Below are 21,713 nucleotides of genomic sequence, written 5' to 3'. Positions count from 1 at the left end.
GATGAGGGCGCCGACCGACATTGCGCCGCGTGCCGGCTATCCCGCACAATTGCTCGCCGTGTCCTGGGGAGCGCTGGCGCAACTCGTGCGGTCGCCCTCGCATTCGCGCCGGGCCGAGGCCGCCCGAAAGCTGGCGCGGCACTCGCTCTGGCTCAGCGCAGTGGGCGCGGCGCTGGTCATCGTGCTGATGGTCGGGCTCGATCAGACCGAGATCGAGCTGATGCCGCCGCGCGGCACACCAAGCCTGTGGCCGATCCGCATCCTCACCGATTTCGGCAAGGACGAGTATCTGCTGATCGTGCTGGGGGCTGCGCTGGTGGCTGTGGCGTTCGTTGCAGCATGGCTGCACGGGACTCGCCGCGCACTGCTGCTCGGCTTCGGCACGCGGCTTCAATACATATTTCTGTCTGTTGCCGTGTCGGCGCTTGTCGCCGAGTTCCTGAAATTTCTCATCGGCCGCGGCCGCCCGTTCGTGGGCGGCAAGGCCAATCCGTTCAATTTCGTGCCGTTCGAGGGGACGGGGGCCTATGCCAGCCTGCCGTCGGGACATGCAGTGGCAGCGTTCGCCCTGGCGTTTGCGGTCTCGGCGCTGTGGCCGCGCCTGCGGGTTTTCATGTTCACTTACGCAATCGTGATCCTGCTGACGCGCCTGGTGCTGCTCGCGCATCACCCGAGCGACGTCGTGGCCGGCGCCCTGGTCGGAATGGTCGGCGCCATGACGGTGCGTTACTGGTTCGCGGCCCGGCGGCTCGGCTTTGCCATCCGCGCCGACGGCACCATCGTGCCTCTTCCGGGAGCGGCCCGGGGCCGCCTCAAAGGGGTTGCCCACGGGGCATCCGCCCCATAAAAGCGGCTGCCTGCCGGGACCGCCGGTTCCCCAAGGCGCAGGCCAAATCCAACCACGAGCCTCCTTTGTCGACGTCCCAGCCTTCGGTCTCCATCGTCGTTCCCGTGCGCAACGAGGCCGACAACATTGCGCCGCTGATCGCGGAGATCGGCGCGGCGCTCGATGGCCGCTGGGCCTATGAGATCATCTACATCAACGACGGCTCCACCGATGCGACCGGCGAGCGGCTTGCCGCCATCATGAAGCAGCGGAGCAATCTGCGTCAGCTCCGCCATGCGCGGTCTGGCGGCCAATCGGCGGCCGTGCGCAGTGGTGTGCGTGCGGCGCGCGGGGACATCGTGGCGACGCTCGACGGCGATGGCCAGAACAATCCCGCCTTCCTCCCGGACCTGATCGCGGCGGTCGAGAAAAGCGCGCGCGTCGGGCTGGCCGCCGGCCAGCGGGTCGGGCGCAAGGATACCGGCTTCAAGAAGTTCCAGTCGCGCGTGGCGAACGGCGTTCGCAATGCCATCCTGAAAGACGGCACGCGCGACACCGGCTGCGGACTCAAGGCGTTCCGGCGCGACGTCTTCCTGATGCTGCCTTATTTCGACGGGCTGCATCGCTTCCTGCCGGCGCTGGTGCGCCGGGAAGGCTACGAGATCGCCTATGTCGACGTGATCGACCGGCCGCGCCACTCCGGCGTATCAAATTACGGCTTCTTCGACCGGCTGTGGATCGGGATCATGGATCTCGCCGGCGTGTGGTGGCTGATCCGCCGCAAGAAGCCGACTCCTGAGGTGACTGAGGTGAACGCATGATCATTCAATACGGTCAGGCGGTCAGCAACTACTTCTACGACGTCTTCGTCGCCAAGTTCGACTTCTGGCTCGCATTCGGCCTGGTCGCGCAGCTCTTCTTCACGGCGCGATTCCTGGTGCAGTGGATCGCGAGCGAGCGGGCCGGCAACAGCGTGGTGCCGATGGCATTCTGGTTCTGCTCGATGGGCGGCGGCGTGATGACCCTGATCTACGGCATCGTGAAGCGGGAGCCCGTCATCATCATGGGCCAGCTGTTCGCGACCATCATCTATCTTCGCAACATCATGCTGATCTGGAAGAACCACGGCACCGCGTCGAAGACGCTGGATCGCTGATCCTATCGCGGCAGCACCGATGCCGCGCCTGACGCGGGCAGGGTGGCTGCATCCGCCTCGGTTCTGCGGTAGGGCTCGCCGGCCGCGTCGAGTACGGGATAGGCGACCGAGCAGATGTGCGAGTGGATGCGGCGCAGGTCGCGCAGCACGTCGAGATGCAGCGAGGTGGTCTCGATGGTCTCGGGACGGCCCTCGCGCAGGCGGTCGAGATGGCGCTCGACCGCGGCAAGCTCGGTGTTGCGCAGCGCGGTCTTCTCCACCAGCAGCTTGCGCGCCTCGTTGGCGTCGCCCGACATGAAGACGCCGAACGCGATACGCAGCGAGTCCATCGTGCGCTTGTGGAAGGCGGCGAGCTCGTCGGCCCCTTCCGCCGAGAACTGGAAGCGCCGCTTGATCTTCTTGGTGGCGAGCTCGCTCAGACTCTTGTCGATGATGTCGCCGATGTGCTCGAGGTTGATGGCAAAGGAGATGATCTCCATCGCGCGGCGTCCTTCGGTCTCGTCGAGGCTGCCCCGCATCAGCTTGGTCACGTAGAGCTTGATGGCCTCGTCGAGACCGTCGACGAGATTGTCCATCTTGGAGACCTGGTCGACCAGTGCACGGTCGCCGGTCATCATCGCGGCCATCACCTTGCGCAGCATCACCTCGACGAGATCGCCCATGCGCAACGTCTCGCGGGCGGCGTCGGCGAGCGCCAGGGACGGTGTCTCCAGCGCGGTCTCGTCGAGATAGCGCGGCCGGGCCGGGTCGGCCTCCTGCACGCGATCCGGCAAAAGGCGGGTGAGCAGGCGCGACATAGTGTCGAGCAGGCCGATGAAGACGACGGCCGTGCCGACGTTGAAGGCGATGTGGAAGGCCGCCGTCATCTTGGCGAGATCGGGCTGCCAGGCGTGCATGTGCTCGGCGATCACGCCCAGGAAGGGCAGGACGAGGGCAATCCCGGTCACGCGGTTGACGAGATTGCCGACCGGCAGGCGATAGCTCGCGGGATCGTCGCGCCTTGCACCTTCAAACAACGGATTGATGGCACTGCCGAGATTGGCGCCGAGCACCAGTGCGAGGGCAGCTTCAGGCGTAATGAACTGCGAATAGGCCAGCGACATGATCAGCAGCACGCTGGCGACGCTCGAATGCACCGCCCAGGTGACGAGGGCGGCGATGACGATGCACAGGACCGGGTCGCCGGTGATGGCGGACATCACGACGCGGACGCCGGGCGCGTTCTCCGCCGGCGCCAGCGTGTCGAGCAGGATGTGCAACGAGAGCAGCATCAGGCCGAGGCCGATGCAGACGCGGCCGATGTCCTTGATCCGCGAGCGCGGGCCGGAGCGGAAGGCCACGAGTCCGAGCACGAACAGGACCGGCGCAACGGCTGCGATGTTGAACGACAGCACTTGCACGATCAGCGTCGTGCCGACATTGGCTCCCAACATGATGGCGAGCGCAGCGGCGAGGCTGACGAGGCCCTCGGCCGCGAACGAGCTCGTGATCAGCGCCGTCGCCGTGCTGCTCTGGAGCAACGCGGTGAGTCCGAGGCCGGCGGCGAAGGCGCTGCCGCGATTGCTCAGCGCCTTGCCGAGCAGCCGCCGCAGGTCGGGACCGAAGGCGCGCAAAATGCCGCTGTGGACCATGTGAAGGCCCCACAGCAACAGGGCAACGCCGCCCATGAGATCGAGCAGAACCAACGTTCCCATGCTCCGTGTCCGGATTGGAGTCGATTGGCGAGGCTAGCGCCAAACGGGAGCCGATCAAACTCTTTGTTGGCGCATCGGCGTTAACGTTTGCGGCAGCGGCGCGTTCCCGCGGCGCGCGATTGCACGTCCGCTGGAGCGTGGTTGCCGTGTCCCGAGGCGCGTTGCCTCGCGAGCAGGCTCAGATTGCCGCTTTCAGGGCAGCGAAGCCGCGATCGAGATCGGCCTTGAGATCATCGACGTTCTCGAGCCCGATGTGCAGACGCAGCGTCGGCCCGCCGGGCGCCCACTTGGTCGCGGTGCGATAGGCATCGCAATCGAAGGGGATCACGAGGCTCTCGAAGCCGCCCCAGGAGAAGCCCATGCCGAACAGCTTCAGCGTATCGAGCATGGTGTCGACCGCCTTCTGCGGCGCCGGCTTCAGCACGATGCTGAACAGGCCTGACGCACCGGTGAAGTCGCGCTTCCAGATCGCATGGCCGGGATCGGTTTCGAGCCCCGGATGCAGCACGCGCGCGACTTCGGGTCTGGCGGCGAGCCAGCGCGCTATGTCGAGCCCGGAGCGATGATGCTGCGCCAATCGCACCGACAGCGTGCGCAGACCGCGCAGCGCCAGGAAAACGTCGTCGGGGCCGGCGCAGACGCCGAGCAGGCGGATGCCCTCGTTGATCTGCGGCCAAGCCTTGGCATTGGCAGAGATCGTGCCGAACATGATGTCGGAATGGCCGCCGATATATTTGGTGGCCGCCTGCATGCTGATGTCGACGCCCTGCTCGAGCGAGCGGTGATAGAGCGGGGTCGCCCAGGTGTTGTCGTCGATGACGAGCGCGCCGCGGGCATGCGCGACCGCGGCGATGGCGCGGATGTCGGGCATCTCGAACGACTGCGAGCCCGGCGCCTCGACCAGCACTGCGCGCGTGTTGGGCTTGAACAGCTTGTCGATGCCCGCACCGATCAGCGGATCGAAATAGGTGGTCTCGACCCCATAGCGGGCCAGCATGCCGTTGCAGAAATTGCGCGAAGGCCGGTAGACGTTGTCGACGACCAGAATATGGTCGCCGGTCTTCAGTACCGAGAGCAGGGTGGTGGAGATCGCCGAAAGCCCGGACGGCACGATGCCGACGCCGGCGCATTGCGGTCCCTCCAGCGCCATCAGCGTGTCCTGGAACGCCTTGGTCGTCGGGGTGCCGTGGCGGCCATACGTGAACTCGCCGCGATGGGCGTGCAGGTCTTCGGCGGTCGGATAGAGCACGGTCGAGCCGTGGAACACCGGCGGATTGACGAACCCCTTCTGCGCCTTGGTGTCGCGGCCGGAGGTGACCAGCCGGGTCTCGGCGTGCTGCTGCTGGGGGTGCGAGGAATCCATGCGTCTGCTTTCAAAATCGCGTTTCCGCCGGGCGCGTTGCGCCCGCGGGTGGGCCGAAAGGCCGTCGTCGTTAATAACAGAACACAGAAGAGTCTCGTCAACCCCTTGACCCGGCTGGCCAGTCGTTCTGTGATGCGCAGGTGCTATTCAGTCGCCGCATGTTGAGGGGCCTGCCGCGACCTTCGATCCAATGTCTGACCGGACCTTGCGCCACAGCCGTAATGGCGGGCGCCTGCGGCGGGGATTAAGGTATGGCCTCCCGGGATCGGCGGGTGTTCGGCAAGGTGTTCCAGCATGACTCTTGCAAGGCTAGCCCTGGTACGATTAGCCCTGGCAGAGATGACCCCAAAGACGACATTCCTGATCTTGAGACGACCTTGAAAGGCCCAAAGCCCATGAAACGCGTAACCCTGGCTCTCACCCTTGCTCTCGCCGCCGGCCTCTCTGCCGAAGCCGCCGATGCGCAAACGCTCAAGACCATCAAGGACCGGGGTATGCTGTCCTGCGGCGTCAGTCAGGGCTTGCCTGGCTTCTCCTCTCCGGATGACAAGGGCAACTGGACCGGCATCGACGTCGACGTCTGCCGCGCCATTGCGGGGGCGATCTTCAACGATCCGACCAAGGTCAAGTACGTGCCGCTGTCTGCCAAGGACCGCTTCACGGCGCTGCAATCCGGCGAGATCGACGTGCTCTCGCGCAACACCACCTGGACCATCTCGCGCGATACCTCGCTCGGCGCCAATTTCACCGGCGTGACCTATTATGACGGGCAGGGCTTCATGGTGAAGAAGTCCCTCAAGGTGAATTCGGCGCTCGAACTCAACAGCGCATCGGTCTGCGTGCAGACCGGCACCACCACCGAGCAGAATCTCGCCGACTACTTCAAGGCCAACAACATGAAGTACGAGGTGATCGCGTTCGCCACCAACGACGAGACCGTCAAGGCCTATGAAGCCGGCCGTTGCGACGTCTTCACCACCGACCAGTCGGGCCTGTACGCCAATCGTCTGAAGCTCGCCAGTCCCAACGACCACATGGTGCTCCCCGAGATTATCTCGAAGGAACCGCTCGGTCCGATGGTGCGCCACGGCGACGACCAGTGGTTCGACATCGTGAAATGGACGCTGTTTGCGATGATCACCGCTGAAGAGCTCGGCGTCACCTCGAAGAACGTCGACGAGAAGGCGAAGCTGGAAAATCCGGAACTGAAGCGCGTGCTCGGCAGCGACGGCAATTTCGGCGAACAGCTCGGCCTGACCAAGGATTGGGTGGTGCGGATCGTGAAGGCGGTCGGCAATTACGGCGAGGTGTTCGACCGCAACGTCGGCGCGGGCTCGCCGCTCGCCATCAATCGTGGTCTGAACAATCTCTGGAACAAGGGCGGTCTTCAGTACGCGCCGCCCATCCGCTGATCACCCCGATCGGCCGGCAACGGCATGAGCACCGAGGCCCGAAAACCGCCGGCCCAGATTGCGCTGAAGATCCGGCGCATCCTGGGCGGCAAGGCAGGCTGGAACGGCGTTGCCGTCCAGTTTGCCTTCGCGGCGATCCTGGGCTGGATCGGCTATGAAATCGTCTCCAATGCTCGCGCCAACCTCGAGAACCAGCACATCGCCGCCGGCTTCGGCTTCCTCAGGAACAATGCCGGCTTCGACGTCAACCAGACCCTGATCCCCTATACCGGCTCGGACACGTTCCTGCGCGTGTTCGTGGTCGGGTTGCTGAACACGCTCGTCGTCTCGGTGGTGGGCATCGTCTTCGCCACCGTGATCGGCTTCATCGTCGCGCTGTGCCGGCTGTCGCCCAATTGGCTATTGTCGCGCGTCGGCGAGCTCTATGTCGAGGTCATCCGCAACCTTCCGCTCCTGTTCCAGATCCTGTTCTGGTACCTCGCGGTGCTCGCGGCATTGCCCAATCCCCGGCAGAGCATTTCCCTGCTCGGCGTCGCCTTCATCAGCAATCGTGGTCTCGTCATTCCGCGCCCGATCGGCGAGAGCGGCCTCGAGCCGTTCCTGGCGATGCTGGTGTTCGGCATCGTGGCGTCACTGGCCCTGCGCTTCCATGCGCGACGCGCGCTGTTCCGGGAAGGGCGCATGATCCGGATCTGGCCCTATGTGCTGGGCCTGCTGTTCGGGCTGCCGGTCGCGACCATGCTGGTGTTCGGCTTGCCCTTCACCTTCGAGCTGCCGCAGCTCAAGGGCTTCAACTTCGCGGGTGGCTCGCGCATCATCCCGGAATTCGTGGCGCTGACGGTGGCGCTGTCGACCTATACCGCCGCCTTCATCGCCGAGATCGTGCGCGCCGGCATCCTGTCCGTTCACAAGGGGCAGATGGAGGCGGGATCCTCGCTCGGTCTCAGCCGCGGCGCCACGCTACGCCTGGTCGTCATACCGCAGGCCATGCGCGTCATCGTGCCGCCGCTGACCAACCAGTACCTCAATCTCACCAAGAACTCGTCGCTGGCGGTCGCGATCGGCTATCCCGACCTGGTGTCGGTGTTCGCCGGCACGTCGCTGAGCCAGACCGGGCAGGCGATCGAGATCATCGCGATGACGATGGGCGTCTATCTCCTGATCTCGCTGCTCACCAGCGCCGTCATGAGCGTCTACGGTTGGCGCGTCAGCCGGAGTCTCGGCGCATGACCGATATCACCTCAAGCAGCTTCGTCCGCCAGGACCTGCTCGCCGAGCGGCCCGCGCCGGTCAAGACCACGGGCTTCATCGGCCTGGTGCGTACGCGCCTGTTTAACTCGCCGACCAACATCCTGCTCACGATCGTGGGCGCCTTGCTGCTCTGGTTCACCATCGTTCCTTCCGTCAGGTTCCTGATGGTCGATGCGGTCTGGAGCGGCCAGGACCGCACCGCCTGCCTCACCGAGAACGCCGGCTTTGTGGTCGGCGCCTGCTGGCCCTACATCCAGGCGAAACTCCCGCAACTGATCTACGGCTTCTATCCCGAGGCGGAGCGCTGGCGGGTCGACCTCACGATGTTGCTCGCGGTCGTGCTGCTGCTTCCGCTGCTCGTTCCGCGGCTGCCGGCGAAGGGCCTGAACGCGGGCCTGTTCTTCGTTGCCTTTCCGGTGGTCGCATTCTTCCTGCTGCACGGCGGCGGTATCAAGGGCTTCGGCCTGAGCTGGACGGCCGGCCTGCTCCAACTGTTCGACGAGAGTATCATCGGTGCCGGGCAGGCGCTCCTCAGTCTCAGCAAGACGTCCGCCATCGCACCGTTGCTGTGGGTTGTCGGCAGCCTCATCGTGCTGGTCGGCACGGCGATCTCCTGGCTGATCTTTCCGCTCACCTGGCTGCGCGATTACGTCCAGGTGATCGGGCAGCCGGTCTGGGCTGATTTCGGCATCACGGCCGCGATTGTCAGCCTGATCGCGTTCTTTCTTGCTGGCGGCATTCGCACCGGCGGGCGGGCTCTGGCATCCAGCATCGCCACCTTCATTGCCATCGCGATCGTCATCAAGCTGATGGGCCTGGATCGCGGCGGATTGCCGATCGTGACGACCAATCTATGGGGCGGCCTCCTGGTGACATTGGTGGTCTCCGTCACCGGCATCGTCACCTCGCTGCCGATCGGCATCGCGCTGGCGCTCGGCCGCCGTTCCACCATTCCCTTGATCCGGATCTTCTCGATCGCCTTCATCGAGTTCTGGCGCGGTGTGCCGCTGATCACCGTGCTGTTCTTCGCCACCTACATGCTGCCCCTGTTCCTGCCCGGGAATTTCACCGTCGACGGCCTGGTCCGGGCGCTGATCGGCATCGCGCTGTTCACGGGCGCCTATCAGGCCGAGAACGTCCGCGGCGGGCTCGCTGCGATCCCGCGCGGGCAAGGCGAGGCCGCCGCCGCTCTCGGCCTGTCCTGGTGGAAAACGACCTCGCTGATCGTGCTGCCGCAGGCGCTGCGTCACGTCATTCCGAACCTCGTCAACAGCTTCATCTCGTTGTTCAAGGACACCTCGCTGGTCTCGATCGTGGCACTGTTCGACCTCCTGGGCTCGCTTCGCGCCTCGTTCTCGGATCCGAAATGGTCGACGCCGTCGACCGCGTTCACCGGCTTCGCCTTCGCCGGGATCATCTATTTCATCTTCTGCTTTGGAATGTCGCGCTACTCGCTGTTCGTCGAGCGTCGCCTCAACGCCCACCGCCGCAGCTGATCGAGGCCACCATGTCCGCCCCCATCGTCAAGATTTCCGGCCTGAACAAATGGTACGGCGAATTCCACGTGCTGCGTGACATCGACCTGGCTGTCGCGAAGGGCGAGCGCATCGTGATCTGCGGGCCCTCGGGCTCCGGCAAGTCGACCTTGATCCGCTGCATCAATGCGCTGGAGGAATTCCAGGAGGGCGAGATCGTCGTCGACGGCATCGAGCTCGGCCCCAACCTCAAGCATGTCGATGCCGTGCGCCGCGAGGTCGGCATGGTGTTCCAGAGCTTCAACCTGTTCCCGCACCTGACCGTGCTCGACAATTGCACGCTGGCGCCGATCTGGGTCCGCAACATCCCCAAGAAGGAGGCCGAGGCGACCGCGATGAAATTCCTGGAGCGGGTCAAGATCCCGCACCAGGCGAACAAGTTTCCGGGTCAGATGTCCGGCGGCCAGCAGCAGCGCGTCGCGATCGCCCGCGCGCTGACCATGAACCCGAAGGTGATGCTGTTCGACGAGCCGACCTCGGCGCTCGATCCCGAGATGGTCAAGGAGGTTCTCGACACCATGGTCGACCTCGCCGAGGAGGGCATGACCATGCTGGTCGTCACCCACGAGATGGGCTTTGCCCGGGAAGTGGCCAACCGTGTCGTGTTCATGGACGCCGGCCAGATCATCGAGGCCAACACGCCGAGAGAATTCTTCGCCGCCCCACGGCATGCCCGCACCAAACTGTTCCTGAGCCAGATCCTGCGGTGAGCCCCCGCAACCCGGTGGCCTCGCCGGTCTGACCGCCGCCGCAAGCTTGGCACCATGCGAATCAGCTCGTCTCTTTTCGGACCATCCTCCGGAGAGAAACCTTGCAGAGCAGTCTCGGCGCGCGCGCATACCAGAACGCGCGATTGCAGAAGAAGTTGAGGAAGCAGGCGGACGCCGTCATGTCCTTCGCGGTCGAGGCACTCGGGCAGGGCAGACTTGCCGAGGCCGAGACGCTGTGCCGCGAGATCTTGAAAGAGGTTCCGGATCATTTCCACGCCACGCATCTGCTCGGCCTGCGCGCGTTCGACGGTGGCCGGCTCGATGAGGCGGAATTCCTGCTCGAGCGCGCGATTGCGCTCGACCCGCGTTCGCCCGACGCCCATGGCAATCTCGGGGCCGTGTACTTCGATCTCCAGAAATTTCAGGCCGCCCGCGCATGCCAGGAGAAGGCCATTGCGCTGAAGCCGAATTGTCCGATCACCCTGACCAATCTCGGCAATACGCTGCTGCACATCGGTCTCGGCGAAGAGGCGATCGGGCTGCACGACCGCGCGATCAGGCTGAAGCCGGACTATGCCGATGCATTTTGCAACCGCGGCATGGCGGAGCTGATGACCGGCAAGTTCGAGCGGGCCAAAGAGAGCTTCGATCGCGCCCTGTCGCTTCAGCCGCGTCATGCCGAGGCAATCGCCGGCATGGGCATGGTGAATCTCGAGCTCAGGCACTTCAACGAGGCTGCCGCCGCCTTCGACGCAGCGCTCGCGATCAAGCCAGGGTCACCCAGGATTCTGCTGCAGCGCGGACGGCTCAATTTGAGCCGGTCCCGGCTGGAGCAGGCGGCAGCGGACCTCGATGCGGCGCTAACGCAATCGCCACGGCTCGAGCTCGCGCTGTGCTGGAGGGCGCAAATCGACATCCTCGTGGGGAACACGGCGCGGGCGATGGCGGGCGTCAAGACGCTGCTCGAGGTCAATCCGCGGTCGGAGATGGGATTGGCGCTACTTGCGGCTTGCCATGTGAACCAGGGAGACATCGCGACGGCGCTCGCGCATCTCGATGCGGCGCTGGAGATCGCGCCGGACTTTCCGGAGGCGATCGGATACAAGATTTTCGTGCTGGATTATCTGCCGCAGGCCGATTTCGTAGCCCAGCAGGCGGCCCGAAAATACTGGTGGGAGGCGATCGGCGCCAAGTTGCCGAGAAGGACGCTCGCGCCACGGGAGCTCGATCCGGACAGGCGGATCGTCATCGGGTATGTCGCGTCCGAATTCAGGCGCCACTCGGCAGCGTATTCGCTGTTGCCGGTGCTGCGCTATCATGATCACGCCAGGTTCAAGATCGTCTGCTATTCCTGCTGGCCGTCGCAGGATGAGATGACCGAACAGTTCAAGCCTTTGGCGGACGTCTGGGTCGATGCCGCGCAGCTTTCGGACGACGAACTGGCCGATCGTATCCAGGCCGATGGGATCGATATTCTGATCGACGTATCAGGACATACGACCGGCAGCCGGCTCCATGTCTTCGCCCGCAAGCCGGCCCCGATCCAGGTCACGGGCTTCGGGCATGCGACGGGGACCGGCCTTCGGACCATGGACTACGTGCTCGCGGATCCGGTCTTCATTCCGCCATCCGCGCGCCATCTGCTGGCTGAGAAGGTTCACGATCTGCCCTGCCTGATCACGATCGATCCCATCCTGGATGCGCAGCCTTCGGAGCTTCCCATGCTCCGCAACGGCCATGTGACCTTCGGCGTGTTCAACCGCATCTTCAAGATCTCGGACGAGGCCATCGGTGTGTGGTCGAAGGTGATGCGCGAGGTAACCGGATCGAAGATCGTCATCAAGAACGGACTGCTGGACGATCCCATGCTGCGCGACCGCCTGGTTGCGCGGTTCGTCGAACAGGGTATCGCCGACGACAACGTCGTCTGCATGGGCTCGACCCCGCGCGCCGAGCATCTGCGGGCCTTTGCGGATGTCGACATTTCGCTGGATACCTTCCCGCAAAACGGCGGCATCAGCACCTGGGAATCGCTCTATGCCGGCGTTCCGGTCGTCGCCAAGCTCGGCAGCGGCGCCTCGTCGCGCGCCGGCGGGTCGATCGTCGCGGCCGTCGGTCTTGGCGACTGGGTCGCCGAGGATGACGAAGGCTATGCCGCACTCGCGTGCAAATATGCGGCGCAGCCGGCTTATCTGGCCAAGCTGCGCGCAGAATTGCCGGCCCGGATCGCGGCTTCGCCTGCCGGCAATGTCGAGACCTACACGCGTAAGGTCGAGGCGGGGTATCGCCAGTTCTGGCGCGACTATTGCGCCGCGGCCCCGGAAGGCGGGGACGTAGCGTAGGCCGCGGCCAGATCTTGCGCAGAGCACCGGGAAACCCCGGGGGCCTCGCCGTTCCAGCCGACCGGGCGGCCTTGACGACGAATCAGCTAGACTCTCCGGGCGGCCATCCTTCGGAGAGCAACCTTGCAGAGCAGCGGCGCCGGCGCCCGCGCATTCCAGAACGCGCGATTGCAGAAGAAACTGATGAAGCAGGCGGATGCCGTCATCTCCGCCGCAGCGAGCGCCTATGGCCAGGGCCGATATGCGGAGACCGAGGCACTTTGCCGCGAGATCCTGAAGGCACTTCCGGATCATTTCGATGCCACGCATTTGCTCGGCCTGTGCGCCCATGACGGCCGTCGCCTGGCGGAGGCGCAACAGCTGCTCGAGCGTGCGATTGCGCTCGATCCGCGTTCGCACGAAGCCCACAGCAACCTCGCGACCGTGTACTTCGACCTCAAAAAACTCGAGGATGCGCGCAGGTGCCAGGAGAGGGCGATCGCGCTGAAGCCGAACTTCCCGCTCGCGCTGACCAACCTCGGCAATACCCTGCTGCACATGAAGCTCGCCGAGCAGGCCATCGAACTGCACGATCGCGCCATCAAGCTGAAGCCGGACTATGCCGATGCGTTCTGCAATCGGGGCATGGCCGAACTGATGATGGGCCAGTTCGACCGCGCCAGGGAGAGTTTCGACCGCGCCCTGTTGTTTCAGCCGCGTCACGCCGAAGCGATCGCCGGCAAGGGGATGCTGAGCGTCGAGCTCCGGCACTTCGACGAGGCCGAAGCCGCGCTCGCGGCGGGACTGGCGATCAAGCCCAATTCGGCGAGGATGCTGGCCCAGCGCGGACGGCTCAACTTCGATCTGTCGCGGCTGCCGCAGGCCGCCGCGGACTTCGATGCCGCGCTGGCGCAATCGCCCACGCTCGAGCTGGCGCTGCGCGGGAAGGCACAAGTCAACATTCTCCTGGGGAACACGGCGCAGGCGATTGCGGCCGTGAAGACCCTGCTCGAGGAAAATCCACGCTCCGAGATCGGCATGGCGCTGCTGGCGTCGTGTTATGCGAGCCAGGGAGACATCGCGACGGCGCTCGAGCATCTCGACAAGGCGCTGGAGCTCCGGCCGGATTATGCGGACGCCATCGAGCGCAAGATCTTCTTGCTGGACTATCTTTCCGAGGCCGGTTTCGCGGTCCAGCAGGCGGCGCGAAAATCCTGGTGGGATGCGGTCGGCGCCAACTTGCCGCGAAGGACGCTGGCGCCGCGCAAGCTCGATCCGGACAAGCGGATCGTGGTCGGATATGTCGCGTCCGAGTTCAGGAACCACTCGGCCGCGCTCACTTTATTGCCGGTGTTGCGCCATCATGATCACGCCAGGTTCGAGATCATCTGCTATTCGTGCTTTCCGTTGCCGGACGAGATGACCGAACGCTTCAAGCCTTTGGCGGACGTCTGGGTCGACGCCGGGCAGCTCTCGGACGACGAACTGGCCAATCGGATCCAGGCCGACAAGGTCGATGTGCTGATCGACGTATCAGGCCACACGACCGGCAACAGGCTCCATGTCTTCGCCAGGAAACCCGCGCCCATCCAGGTCACGGGTTTCGGACATGCCACCGGGACCGGCCTTCAGACCATGGACTACGTGCTCGCCGATCCGGTCTTCATTCCGCAATCGGCGCGCCATCTGCTGGCCGAGAAGGTTCACGATCTGCCATGCCTGATCACGATCGAGCCCGTGCTGGACGTGCCGACGTCGGAGCTGCCCATGCTCCGCAACGGCTATGTGACCTTCGGCGTCTTCAACCGCATCTACAAGATCTCGGACGAAGCCATCCGGGTGTGGTCGAAGGTGATGCGCGCGGTTCCCGGATCGAAGATCATCATCAAGCACGGGCTGCTTGACGATCCCTTGCTGCGCGACAGCCTGGCCGCACGGTTCGTGGCGCACGGCATCGACGCAGAGAATATCACCTGCATGGGCTCGACCTCGCGCCACGAGCATCTGCTGGCCTTCGCGAAGGTCGACATCTCGCTCGATACGTTCCCGCAAAATGGCGGCATCAGCACCTGGGAATCGCTCTATGCTGGCGTTCCGGTCGTGGCCAAGCTCGGCAACGGCGCCTCGTCGCGCGCCGGCGGCTCGATCGTGGCTGCGGTCGGTCTCGATGACTGGGTCGCCGAGGACGACGAAGGCTATGCCGCGATCGCGTACAAATATGCGGCGCAGCCCGCCCTTCTGGCGAAACTGCGCGCGGAACTGCCGGCGCGGATCGCAGCTTCGCCCGCGGGCAATGTCGAGATCTACACGCGGAAGGTCGAGGCGGGTTATCGCCAGTTCTGGCGCAACTATTGTGCCGCAGCCTCGGAACGCGGCGAGGTGGCGTAGGCGCTGGAGACCGCAAAGTCCCGGAGGCGATGCTGGTCCAGTAACCCGCCGGCCCGGCCTGCGAATCGGCTAGACTCTTTCCGGGCGATCCTCCGGAGACAATCCTTTGCAGAGCAGCGGCGCCGGTGCGCGCGCATTCCAGAACGCGCGATTGCAGAAGAAATTGAAGAAGCAGGCGGACGCCGTCATCGCCGCCGCGGCGAGCGCCTATGGCCAGGGCCGATATGCGGAGACCGAGGCGCTGTGCCGTCAGATCCTGCAAGCTGTTCCCGATCATTTCGACGCCACCCATTTGCTCGGTCTGTGCGCGCAAAACGGCCGGCGCCTGGAAGAGGCGCAGCGGCTGCTCGAGCGCGCGATCGCGCTCGATCCGCGTTCGCACGAGGCCCACAGCCATCTCGGAGCCGTGCATTTCGATCTCAGGAACTTCGAGGATGCGCGCCGGTGCCACGAGAAGGCGATCGCGCTGAAGCCGAATTTTCCGCTCGCGCTGGCCAATCTCGGCAATACGCTGCTTCACTTGAATCTCCCAGACCAGGCCATCGAACAGTACGATCGCGCGATCAGGCTGAAGCCGGACTCGGCCGATGCACTCTGCAATCGCGGCCTGGCGGAGCTGGCGCTGCGCCAGTTTGATCGCGCCAAACAGAGTTTCGAGCGCGCTCTGGTGTTTCAGCCGCGTCATGCGGAAGCGCTCGTCGGCAAAGGCGTGGTCTGTATCGACCTCAAGCAATATGACGAGGCGGAAGCCGCGCTCGCAGCGGCGCTCGCGATCCGGCCGGGCTCGGCGAAGACCCTGGCGCACCGCGGCCGGCTCCATTTCGAGCTGTCGCGGCTGGAGCAGGCGGCTGCGGATTATGACGCCGCGCTTGCGCTTTCGCCCAGGCTCGAGGTCGCCCTGCAGGGCAAGGCGCAAGTCAGCATCCAGTTGGGAAACACGGCCGAGGCGATTGCGGCCGTCAAGATCCTGCTTGCGGAAAATCCGCGCTCAGCGATCGCGATGACGCTGCTGAGCGCCTGTTTCGCAAACCAGGGAGAGATCGCATCCACCATCGCGCATCTCGACGCCGCGCTGGCGATCGCGCCGGACAATGCGGACCTGATCGCGCGCAAGATTTTCTTCCTGGACTTTCTCTCCGATGCCGATTTCGCGGTCCAGCAGGCCGCGCGCAAATATTGGTGGGACGCGATCGGCGCCAAATTGCCGCGAAGGACGCCGGCAGCGCGGGAGCTCGATCCGGACAAGCGGATCGTGGTCGGATACGTCGCGGCCGAGTTCTGGTACCACTCGGCGGCGTTCGCCCTGCTGCCGGTGCTGCGCCATCACGATCACGCCAGGTTCGAGATCGTCTGCTATTCGTGCTCGCCGCGACGAGATGAGATGACCGCCGAATTCAACTCCTATGCGGACATCTGGGTCGACGCCTGGCAGCTATCGGACGACGAACTGGCCGATCGTATCCAGGCCGACAAGGTCGACATCCTGATCGACGTATCCGGGCATTCGTCGGGCAACAGGCTTCCTGTCTTCGCCCGCAAGCCGGCCCCCATTCAGGTCACGGGTTTCGGACATGCCACCGGGACCGGCCTTCAGACCATGGGCTACGTGCTCGCGGACCCCATCTTCATTCCGCAATCGGCGCGCCATCTGCTGGCGGAAAAAGTCCATGATCTGCCGTGCCTGATCACGATCGATCCCATCCTGGACGTGCCTCCGTCGGAGCTGCCCATGCTCCGCAACGGCTATGTGACCTTCGGCGTGTTCAACCGCATCTACAAAATCTCGGACGAGGCCATCCGGGCGTGGTCGAAGCTGATGCGCGCGGTAACCGGATCGAAGATCATCATCAAGCATACCCTGCTTGACGACCCGTTGCTGCGCGACAGCCTGGTTGCGCGGTTCGTGGCAGAGGGGGTCGCCGAGGACAACGTCGTCTGCATGGGCTCGACCCCGCGCGCCGAGCATCTGCGGGCCTTTGCGGATGTCGACATTTCGCTGGATACCTTCCCGCAAAACGGCGGCATCAGCACCTGGGAATCGCTCTATGCCGGCGTTCCCGTCGTCGCCAAGCTCGGAAATGGCGCCTCGTCGCGCGCCGGCGGGTCGATCCTTTCAGCCGTCGGTCTGGAGGACTGGGTCGCCGAGGACGATGAAGGCTATGCAGCGATCGCGTGCAAATATGCAGCGCAGCCCGCCCATCTGGCGAAGCTGCGCGCGGAACTGCCGGCCCGGATCGCAGCTTCGCCTGCCGGCAACGTCGAGATCTACACGCGCAAGGTCGAGGCGGGTTATCGCCAGTTCTGGCGCGACTATTGTGCCGCAGCCTCGGAACGCGGCGACGTGGCGTAAATGGACCGAACCGGGGACGCTTTGTGGGCGCGCGTCGCCGACGTGCGCCTTCCTGCGACGATCACACGAAGGGCGGCTTGATGTTGCTGCGCTTCTCCAGCCACTCCGGCACCGGCAGGTTCTTGGCCCGCATGAAGTCCGCGTTGAACAGCTTCGACAGATAGCGGCTGCCGGAATCGCACAGCACGGTGACGATCGTCTTGCCGGGCCCGAGCTGGTTGGCAAGGCGGATCGCGCCGACCACGTTGATGCCGGTCGAGCCGCCGAGGCACAAGCCTTCGTGCTGCAGCAGCTCGTAGATCGCGCTGACGGCTTCGGCATCGGGAATGAGATGGGTATCGTCGACCTTGGCTGTCTCGACGATCGCAGTGGCGCGGTTAAGGCCGATGCCTTCGGTGATCGAGCCGCCGGGCGTCGCCTTGGCCTCACCGGTCCTGAAATATTCGTACATGCCGGCGCCGTGCGGATCGGCGCAGGCGATGCGGATGCTCTTGCTCTTCTCTTTCAGATAACGGCTGACGCCGGCCAGCGTGCCGCCGCTGCCGACCGAGCAGACGAAGCCGTCGACCTTGCCGCCGGTCTGCTCCCAGATCTCGGGGCCGGTGGATTCGTAGTGCGCCTTGGCATTGTCGAGGTTGTTCCACTGATCGGCAAACAGTACGCCGTTCGGCTCGGTCTTGCGCAGCTCGTCGGCCAGCCGCCGGCCGACATGCTGGTAGTTGTTGGGATTGGCATAGGGCAGGGCGGGCACCTCGATCAGCTCGGCGCCGCACAGCTTCAGAAAGTCCTTCTTTTCCTGGCTCTGCGTCTCCGGGATCACGATCAGGGTGCGGTAGCCGCGCGCGCTCGCCACGACCGCGAGCCCGATGCCGGTATTGCCGGCGGTCGCTTCCACCACGAGACCCCCGGGCTTGAGCTCGCCGCGCTTCTCAGCCTCCAGGATCATCCATTTGCCGGCGCGGTCCTTGACCGACTGGCCCGGATTCATGAACTCGGCCTTGCCGAGAATGGTGCATCCGGTCAGTTCCGAGGCGCGCTTCAGCTTGATCAGCGGGGTGTTGCCGATGGCTTCGACAACGTCGTTACGAATGGTCATGTCGGGGGAAATCACTGGCAAGGGGTTGATCAGCTTTGGCCAGAACCTAGTGCTTGGGAGGCCAAAGGGGAAGGCTTTTGCGCTGCGGCGAACCGGACCGAAACGCCCGCCCGAACAGTGATATTCCGAGTGGCGAGGCCGGCGATGATGCGCTCGGCCATGAGGCGGGATATCGGTAGGAGGAAATCACTGAATGCCGTCGGGGGACGAAACGATAGCGCGCGTCACGAGCGGTCTTGCGACCAATTTTTGCCAGGGACGAGACGTGTCGAGATCGAGGAGCGTGGGCAGCACGTGGAAGGCCGAAGAAATATCGGCACGATGGACGGCTTCGCTTTCGGCAAATTGACGGACTTGTGAGGTGGCCAGAAGGCGCGACTGGGCTGAAGCGGCGTGGTGCAGTCGAATTGAAGGGCACAGCAGCCGGTGTGGCAGCAATATCACATGAAATCTTGGTAAGCTTGATCGTGTTTCCCGACGTCACGTAGTGAGAGAAGTGTCTGCGAGACGGGCACTTCTTGCATTCCTGTCAGTTTTGCGCCCGCTCGTTCGCACGGGCATCTCGCAACTGCGACACTGTCCCCCTGTTCCGTGCCCGGTTAGTATGAAGCTCAAGGTTCCGCAGAAAGCATCGCCTGTGACCGAGTTGCCGAAAGCCCCCCCACCATCCTGCCGCGAATCGGTTAATCCCGCGGCGGGGTGGCGGCTCGATCTGCCCGGCGGGGGGTGGATGTGACACAACATGTTCCGGCGATCGCCATGTGGCGATCATCGCGCTCTGCGTCCTGGACGCATCGTGCGGCGCGCTGGCTTGCGGTGCTGAGCCTCTCCGCCGGTTCGGGCGCTTGCGTGCTGACGCAGGATCTGCCCGACCCCGCGCTCGATGTTCCCGCGCAATACAAATATGCCGGGAAAGGGGATGTGCCGCCGTCACTGGATTGGTGGCGCGGCTTCCGCTCAGCCGAGCTGACGCAGCTGATGGTGGAGGCGCAGACCGTCAACCTCGACATCGCCGCTGCCGTTTCGCGCATCGTCCAGGCCGACGCCCAGGCGCGGCAGGCAGGCGCGGCGCTGTTGCCGAGCCTGTCGACAGCCGGGTCGGAAACCTATTCGCGCACCTCGGGTTCGAGCGCCTCCGGCCTGTCCATCGGCGGGCGCGAGGTCGTCAATTATTCGGCCTCGCTCAGCGCGAGCTATCAGCTCGACTTCTGGGGCCAGAACCGCGACGCGCTGCAGACGGCGGAGGAGACCGCGAACGCCAATCGTTTCGATCGCGACACGGTCGCGCTGACGACGCTCGCAGCCGTCGCCAACGCCTATTTCCAGGTCCTGGCCTCGCAGGACCGCATCAGGACCTCACAGCGCAACATCGCGAGCGCGCAGCGCATCCTCGATGCGGTCCGCGAGCGCCGCAGGGCCGGCACCGGCACCGATCTCGATGTTGCCCAGCAGGAAAGCGTGCTTGCGAACCAGAAGGCCCTGGTGCCGCCGCTGCGCCAGACGCTGGACCAGAACGTCAACGCGCTCGCCGTGCTGGTCTCGCGCCCGCCGGAGAGCGTGCGCGTGCTCGGCGGCTCGCTGGACCGGATCGCGATCCCACGCGTGACGCCCGGCCTGCCGTCGGAGCTGCTGACGCAGCGGCCCGACATTCGCCGGCAGGAGGCGCAGCTCGCCTCCGCCACCGCGAACGTCGGCAATGCCCGCGCGCAGTTCTTTCCGACTATTCAGCTCACCGGCAATGGCGGCTATCAAAGCTCGGCGCTTGTCTCGCTGTTCCAGCCGCACGCGGCCTTCTTCCAGCTCGTCGGCAGCGCCACGCAGCCGATCTTCGACGGCGGCCGGATCCTCGGCAATTTCGAATTTGCCAAGGCGCGCCAGGACGAGCTGCTCCAGACCTACCGCAAGACCATCGTCCAGGCCTTTGCCGACGTCGACAATGCGCTGTTCTCGATCAAGCAGACCACGATCCGGCTGCAATTGCAGCGCGACGTCGTTGCTGCCTCGCGCCGCGCCTTCGATCTGTCGGAGCAGCAACTGCGCGCCGGCACTGCCGACATCGTGACCGTGCTCAACACCCAACTGACCCTGTTCCAGGCGGAAGACGTGCTGTCGCAGGCGCAACTCGCACGGCTTCTCGCCATCGTCAGCCTGTACCAGGCGCTCGGCGGTGGTTGGGAGCCGCGAATGGAGAAACCGGTCAATGCTCTTTAAGCCGGATACGAAGCAGGGCGCGGAAGAGGGGACGGCGAAAAAATCGCGCGGCCGCGGCTTCGTCATGACCCTGATCACGCTCGCTATCCTGGGCGGCCTTGGCTACCTCGGCTGGATCGTCACGCATCAGCAACAGGCCAACAACCGCAACCAGCGCCCCGATCTGCCGGTGCCCGTGCTGGCGGCGAGCCCGCGCATCCAGGACGTGCCGGTTTATCTCGACGGCGTCGGGGCGATCCGCGCGCTCAACACCGTGACCGTGCGCTCGCAGGTCGACGGCAAGCTGATCGCCGTCAACTTCACGGAGGGCCAGGACGTCAAGAAGGGTGACGTGCTCGGCGAGATCGATCCGGCGATTTACCAGGCGCAGTACGACCAGGCGGTGGCCAAGAAGGCGCAGGACCAGGCCCAGCTCGCCAATCAGCGCATCGATCTCGCCCGCTACGAACAGCTCGCCGCCTCCAATGCCGGCTCCAAGCAGCAGGCCGATACCCAGCGCGCGCTGGTGGCGCAGACCGAGGCGCTGGTGAAAGCCGACCAGGCCGCGATCGACAACGCGGCCGCGACGCTGAGCTACACCAAGATCGTGGCGCCGATCTCGGGCCGGGCCGGCCTGCGCCAGGTCGATCAGGGCAACATCGTCCACGCCTCCGACACCACCGGCCTCGTGGTGATCACGCAATTGCAGCCGATCGCGGTGTGGTTCAGCCTCCCGCAGCAGCAGATCATGCGCGTCAACGCGGCCGCCGCAAAGGGCACGCTCGCCGTCGACGTGTTCGGAAATGACGGCATCACCGTGATCGATACCGGCAAGCTCACCGGCATCGACAACCAGGTCGACCAGACCACCGGCACGCTCAAGCTCAAGGCGGAGTTTCCGAACGCCCATTACCAGCTTTGGCCTGGCCAGTTCGTCAATGTCCGCCTCAAGGTCGAGACCTTGACGCAGGCGCTGGTGGTGCCGACCTCCGCGGTGCAGCGCGGTCCGATCGGGACCTTCAGCTACGTCATCGGCGAGGACAACATCGTCTCGGCCAAGCCCGTGACGGTGACCCAGCAGAACGAGCATGACGCCGTCATCGCCGGCGGCCTCTCGCCGACCGACAAGGTCGTCACCACGGGCTTTGCCAATCTGTCCGATGGCTCCAAGGTGATCGTGGGCCGCGACGACCAGACCCCGTCGGCCGATCTCGCGCCGCGCAAGCGCTCGCGCGGGCCGGACGCCCAGAAGAAGGAGGGTGCCAAAGAAGGCCAGAAGGACGGCCAAGGCAAGGACGGCGAGTTCCGCGCCAAGCGGAAGAGCAGCGAGGGCGACCAGAAGGGACAGACCGGGCCGGCACCGGGGCCGGGAGCATCGGGAAGTGGAGCGAAGCAGCCATGATCCCGACAACAGCCGCTTG

At 64.9% G+C, this 21,713-nt stretch carries 15 protein-coding genes; 12 read left to right on the top strand and 3 right to left on the bottom strand.

Going from position 1 to position 21,713, the window contains the following annotated elements; all coding sequences use genetic code 11:
- Nucleotide 1: 1 nt before the first annotated feature.
- The 3 genes from ACM42_RS13835 (at nt 2) to ACM42_RS13825 (ending at nt 1,982) form a co-directional block, all read left to right on the top strand.
- Entirely contained in the window at nt 2–847 is an 846-nt protein-coding gene (locus ACM42_RS13835; protein WP_271528435.1) for a phosphatase PAP2 family protein, read from the top strand.
- Nucleotides 848–912: 65 nt separating this feature from the next.
- The gene (locus tag ACM42_RS13830) at nt 913–1,647 is read left to right on the top strand and encodes a glycosyltransferase family 2 protein (RefSeq protein WP_271528434.1); all 735 of its coding nucleotides are present in this window, start codon (nt 913–915) and stop codon (nt 1,645–1,647) included.
- Nucleotides 1,644–1,982, top strand: coding sequence for a lipid-A-disaccharide synthase N-terminal domain-containing protein (locus tag ACM42_RS13825; protein WP_271528433.1), 339 nt, complete (start codon nt 1,644–1,646; stop codon nt 1,980–1,982). The genes ACM42_RS13830 and ACM42_RS13825 overlap by 4 nt, the downstream gene beginning before the upstream one ends.
- Before the next feature lie 2 nt (nt 1,983–1,984).
- Here the strand turns inward: ACM42_RS13825 and ACM42_RS13820 are convergent, their stop codons facing one another.
- Both ACM42_RS13820 and metC read right to left on the bottom strand, forming a co-directional pair.
- Nucleotides 1,985–3,676, bottom strand: coding sequence for a Na/Pi cotransporter family protein (locus ACM42_RS13820; protein ID WP_271528432.1), 1,692 nt, complete (start codon nt 3,674–3,676; stop codon nt 1,985–1,987).
- Nucleotides 3,677–3,854: 178 nt separating this feature from the next.
- Nucleotides 3,855–5,039: a cystathionine beta-lyase gene (metC, locus tag ACM42_RS13815; RefSeq protein ID WP_271528431.1), complete on the bottom strand. Its 1,185-nt coding sequence runs from the start codon at nt 5,037–5,039 to the stop codon at nt 3,855–3,857.
- Nucleotides 5,040–5,434: 395 nt separating this feature from the next.
- Here metC and ACM42_RS13810 point away from each other — a divergent pair, with 395 nt between their 5' ends.
- From ACM42_RS13810 to ACM42_RS13780, 7 genes are all read left to right on the top strand, one after another.
- The gene (locus ACM42_RS13810) at nt 5,435–6,451 is read left to right on the top strand and encodes an amino acid ABC transporter substrate-binding protein (RefSeq protein WP_271528430.1); all 1,017 of its coding nucleotides are present in this window, start codon (nt 5,435–5,437) and stop codon (nt 6,449–6,451) included.
- 24 nt (nt 6,452–6,475) lie between these two features.
- A complete protein-coding gene (locus ACM42_RS13805; RefSeq protein ID WP_271528429.1) occupies nt 6,476–7,681 on the top strand; it encodes an amino acid ABC transporter permease in 1,206 nt (401 codons plus the stop codon).
- Nucleotides 7,678–9,198 (top strand): amino acid ABC transporter permease, encoded by a 1,521-nt coding sequence (locus ACM42_RS13800; RefSeq protein WP_271528428.1) that lies wholly within the window; start codon nt 7,678–7,680, stop codon nt 9,196–9,198. Before ACM42_RS13805 ends, ACM42_RS13800 begins: the two co-directional genes overlap by 4 nt.
- An 11-nt stretch (nt 9,199–9,209) precedes the next feature.
- Nucleotides 9,210–9,947: an amino acid ABC transporter ATP-binding protein gene (locus tag ACM42_RS13795; RefSeq protein WP_271528427.1), complete on the top strand. Its 738-nt coding sequence runs from the start codon at nt 9,210–9,212 to the stop codon at nt 9,945–9,947.
- A 101-nt stretch (nt 9,948–10,048) separates the two neighbouring features.
- The gene (locus ACM42_RS13790) at nt 10,049–12,289 is read left to right on the top strand and encodes an O-linked N-acetylglucosamine transferase family protein (RefSeq protein WP_271528426.1); all 2,241 of its coding nucleotides are present in this window, start codon (nt 10,049–10,051) and stop codon (nt 12,287–12,289) included.
- 123 nt (nt 12,290–12,412) lie between these two features.
- Nucleotides 12,413–14,656, top strand: coding sequence for an O-linked N-acetylglucosamine transferase, SPINDLY family protein (locus tag ACM42_RS13785; protein ID WP_271528425.1), 2,244 nt, complete (start codon nt 12,413–12,415; stop codon nt 14,654–14,656).
- Nucleotides 14,657–14,762: 106 nt separating this feature from the next.
- The gene (locus ACM42_RS13780) at nt 14,763–17,006 is read left to right on the top strand and encodes an O-linked N-acetylglucosamine transferase family protein (RefSeq protein WP_271528424.1); all 2,244 of its coding nucleotides are present in this window, start codon (nt 14,763–14,765) and stop codon (nt 17,004–17,006) included.
- A gap of 61 nt (nt 17,007–17,067) precedes the next feature.
- Here the strand turns inward: ACM42_RS13780 and ACM42_RS13775 are convergent, their stop codons facing one another.
- Nucleotides 17,068–18,102, bottom strand: a complete 1,035-nt coding sequence (locus tag ACM42_RS13775) for a cysteine synthase A (protein WP_271528423.1) — start codon at nt 18,100–18,102, stop codon at nt 17,068–17,070.
- A 759-nt stretch (nt 18,103–18,861) separates the two neighbouring features.
- On the opposite strand from ACM42_RS13775, the gene ACM42_RS13770 reads away from it, so the two are divergent.
- Nucleotides 18,862–20,313 carry an efflux transporter outer membrane subunit gene (locus tag ACM42_RS13770; RefSeq protein WP_271528422.1) on the top strand — a complete coding sequence of 484 codons (1,452 nt, stop codon included), beginning with the start codon at nt 18,862–18,864 and terminating at the stop codon, nt 20,311–20,313.
- On the top strand, nt 20,303–21,694 hold the full coding sequence (locus ACM42_RS13765; protein ID WP_271528421.1) for an efflux RND transporter periplasmic adaptor subunit: 1,392 nt from the start codon (nt 20,303–20,305) through the stop codon (nt 21,692–21,694). Before ACM42_RS13770 ends, ACM42_RS13765 begins: the two co-directional genes overlap by 11 nt.
- Nucleotides 21,695–21,713 lie beyond the last annotated feature (19 nt).

This window comes from Bradyrhizobium sp. CCBAU 25338, from assembly GCF_028128965.1.
GTDB lineage: Bacteria > Pseudomonadota > Alphaproteobacteria > Rhizobiales > Xanthobacteraceae > Bradyrhizobium > Bradyrhizobium liaoningense.
The sequence above is the reverse complement of the archived record's forward strand: the minus strand, read 5'-3'. Positions and strand labels throughout refer to the sequence as shown.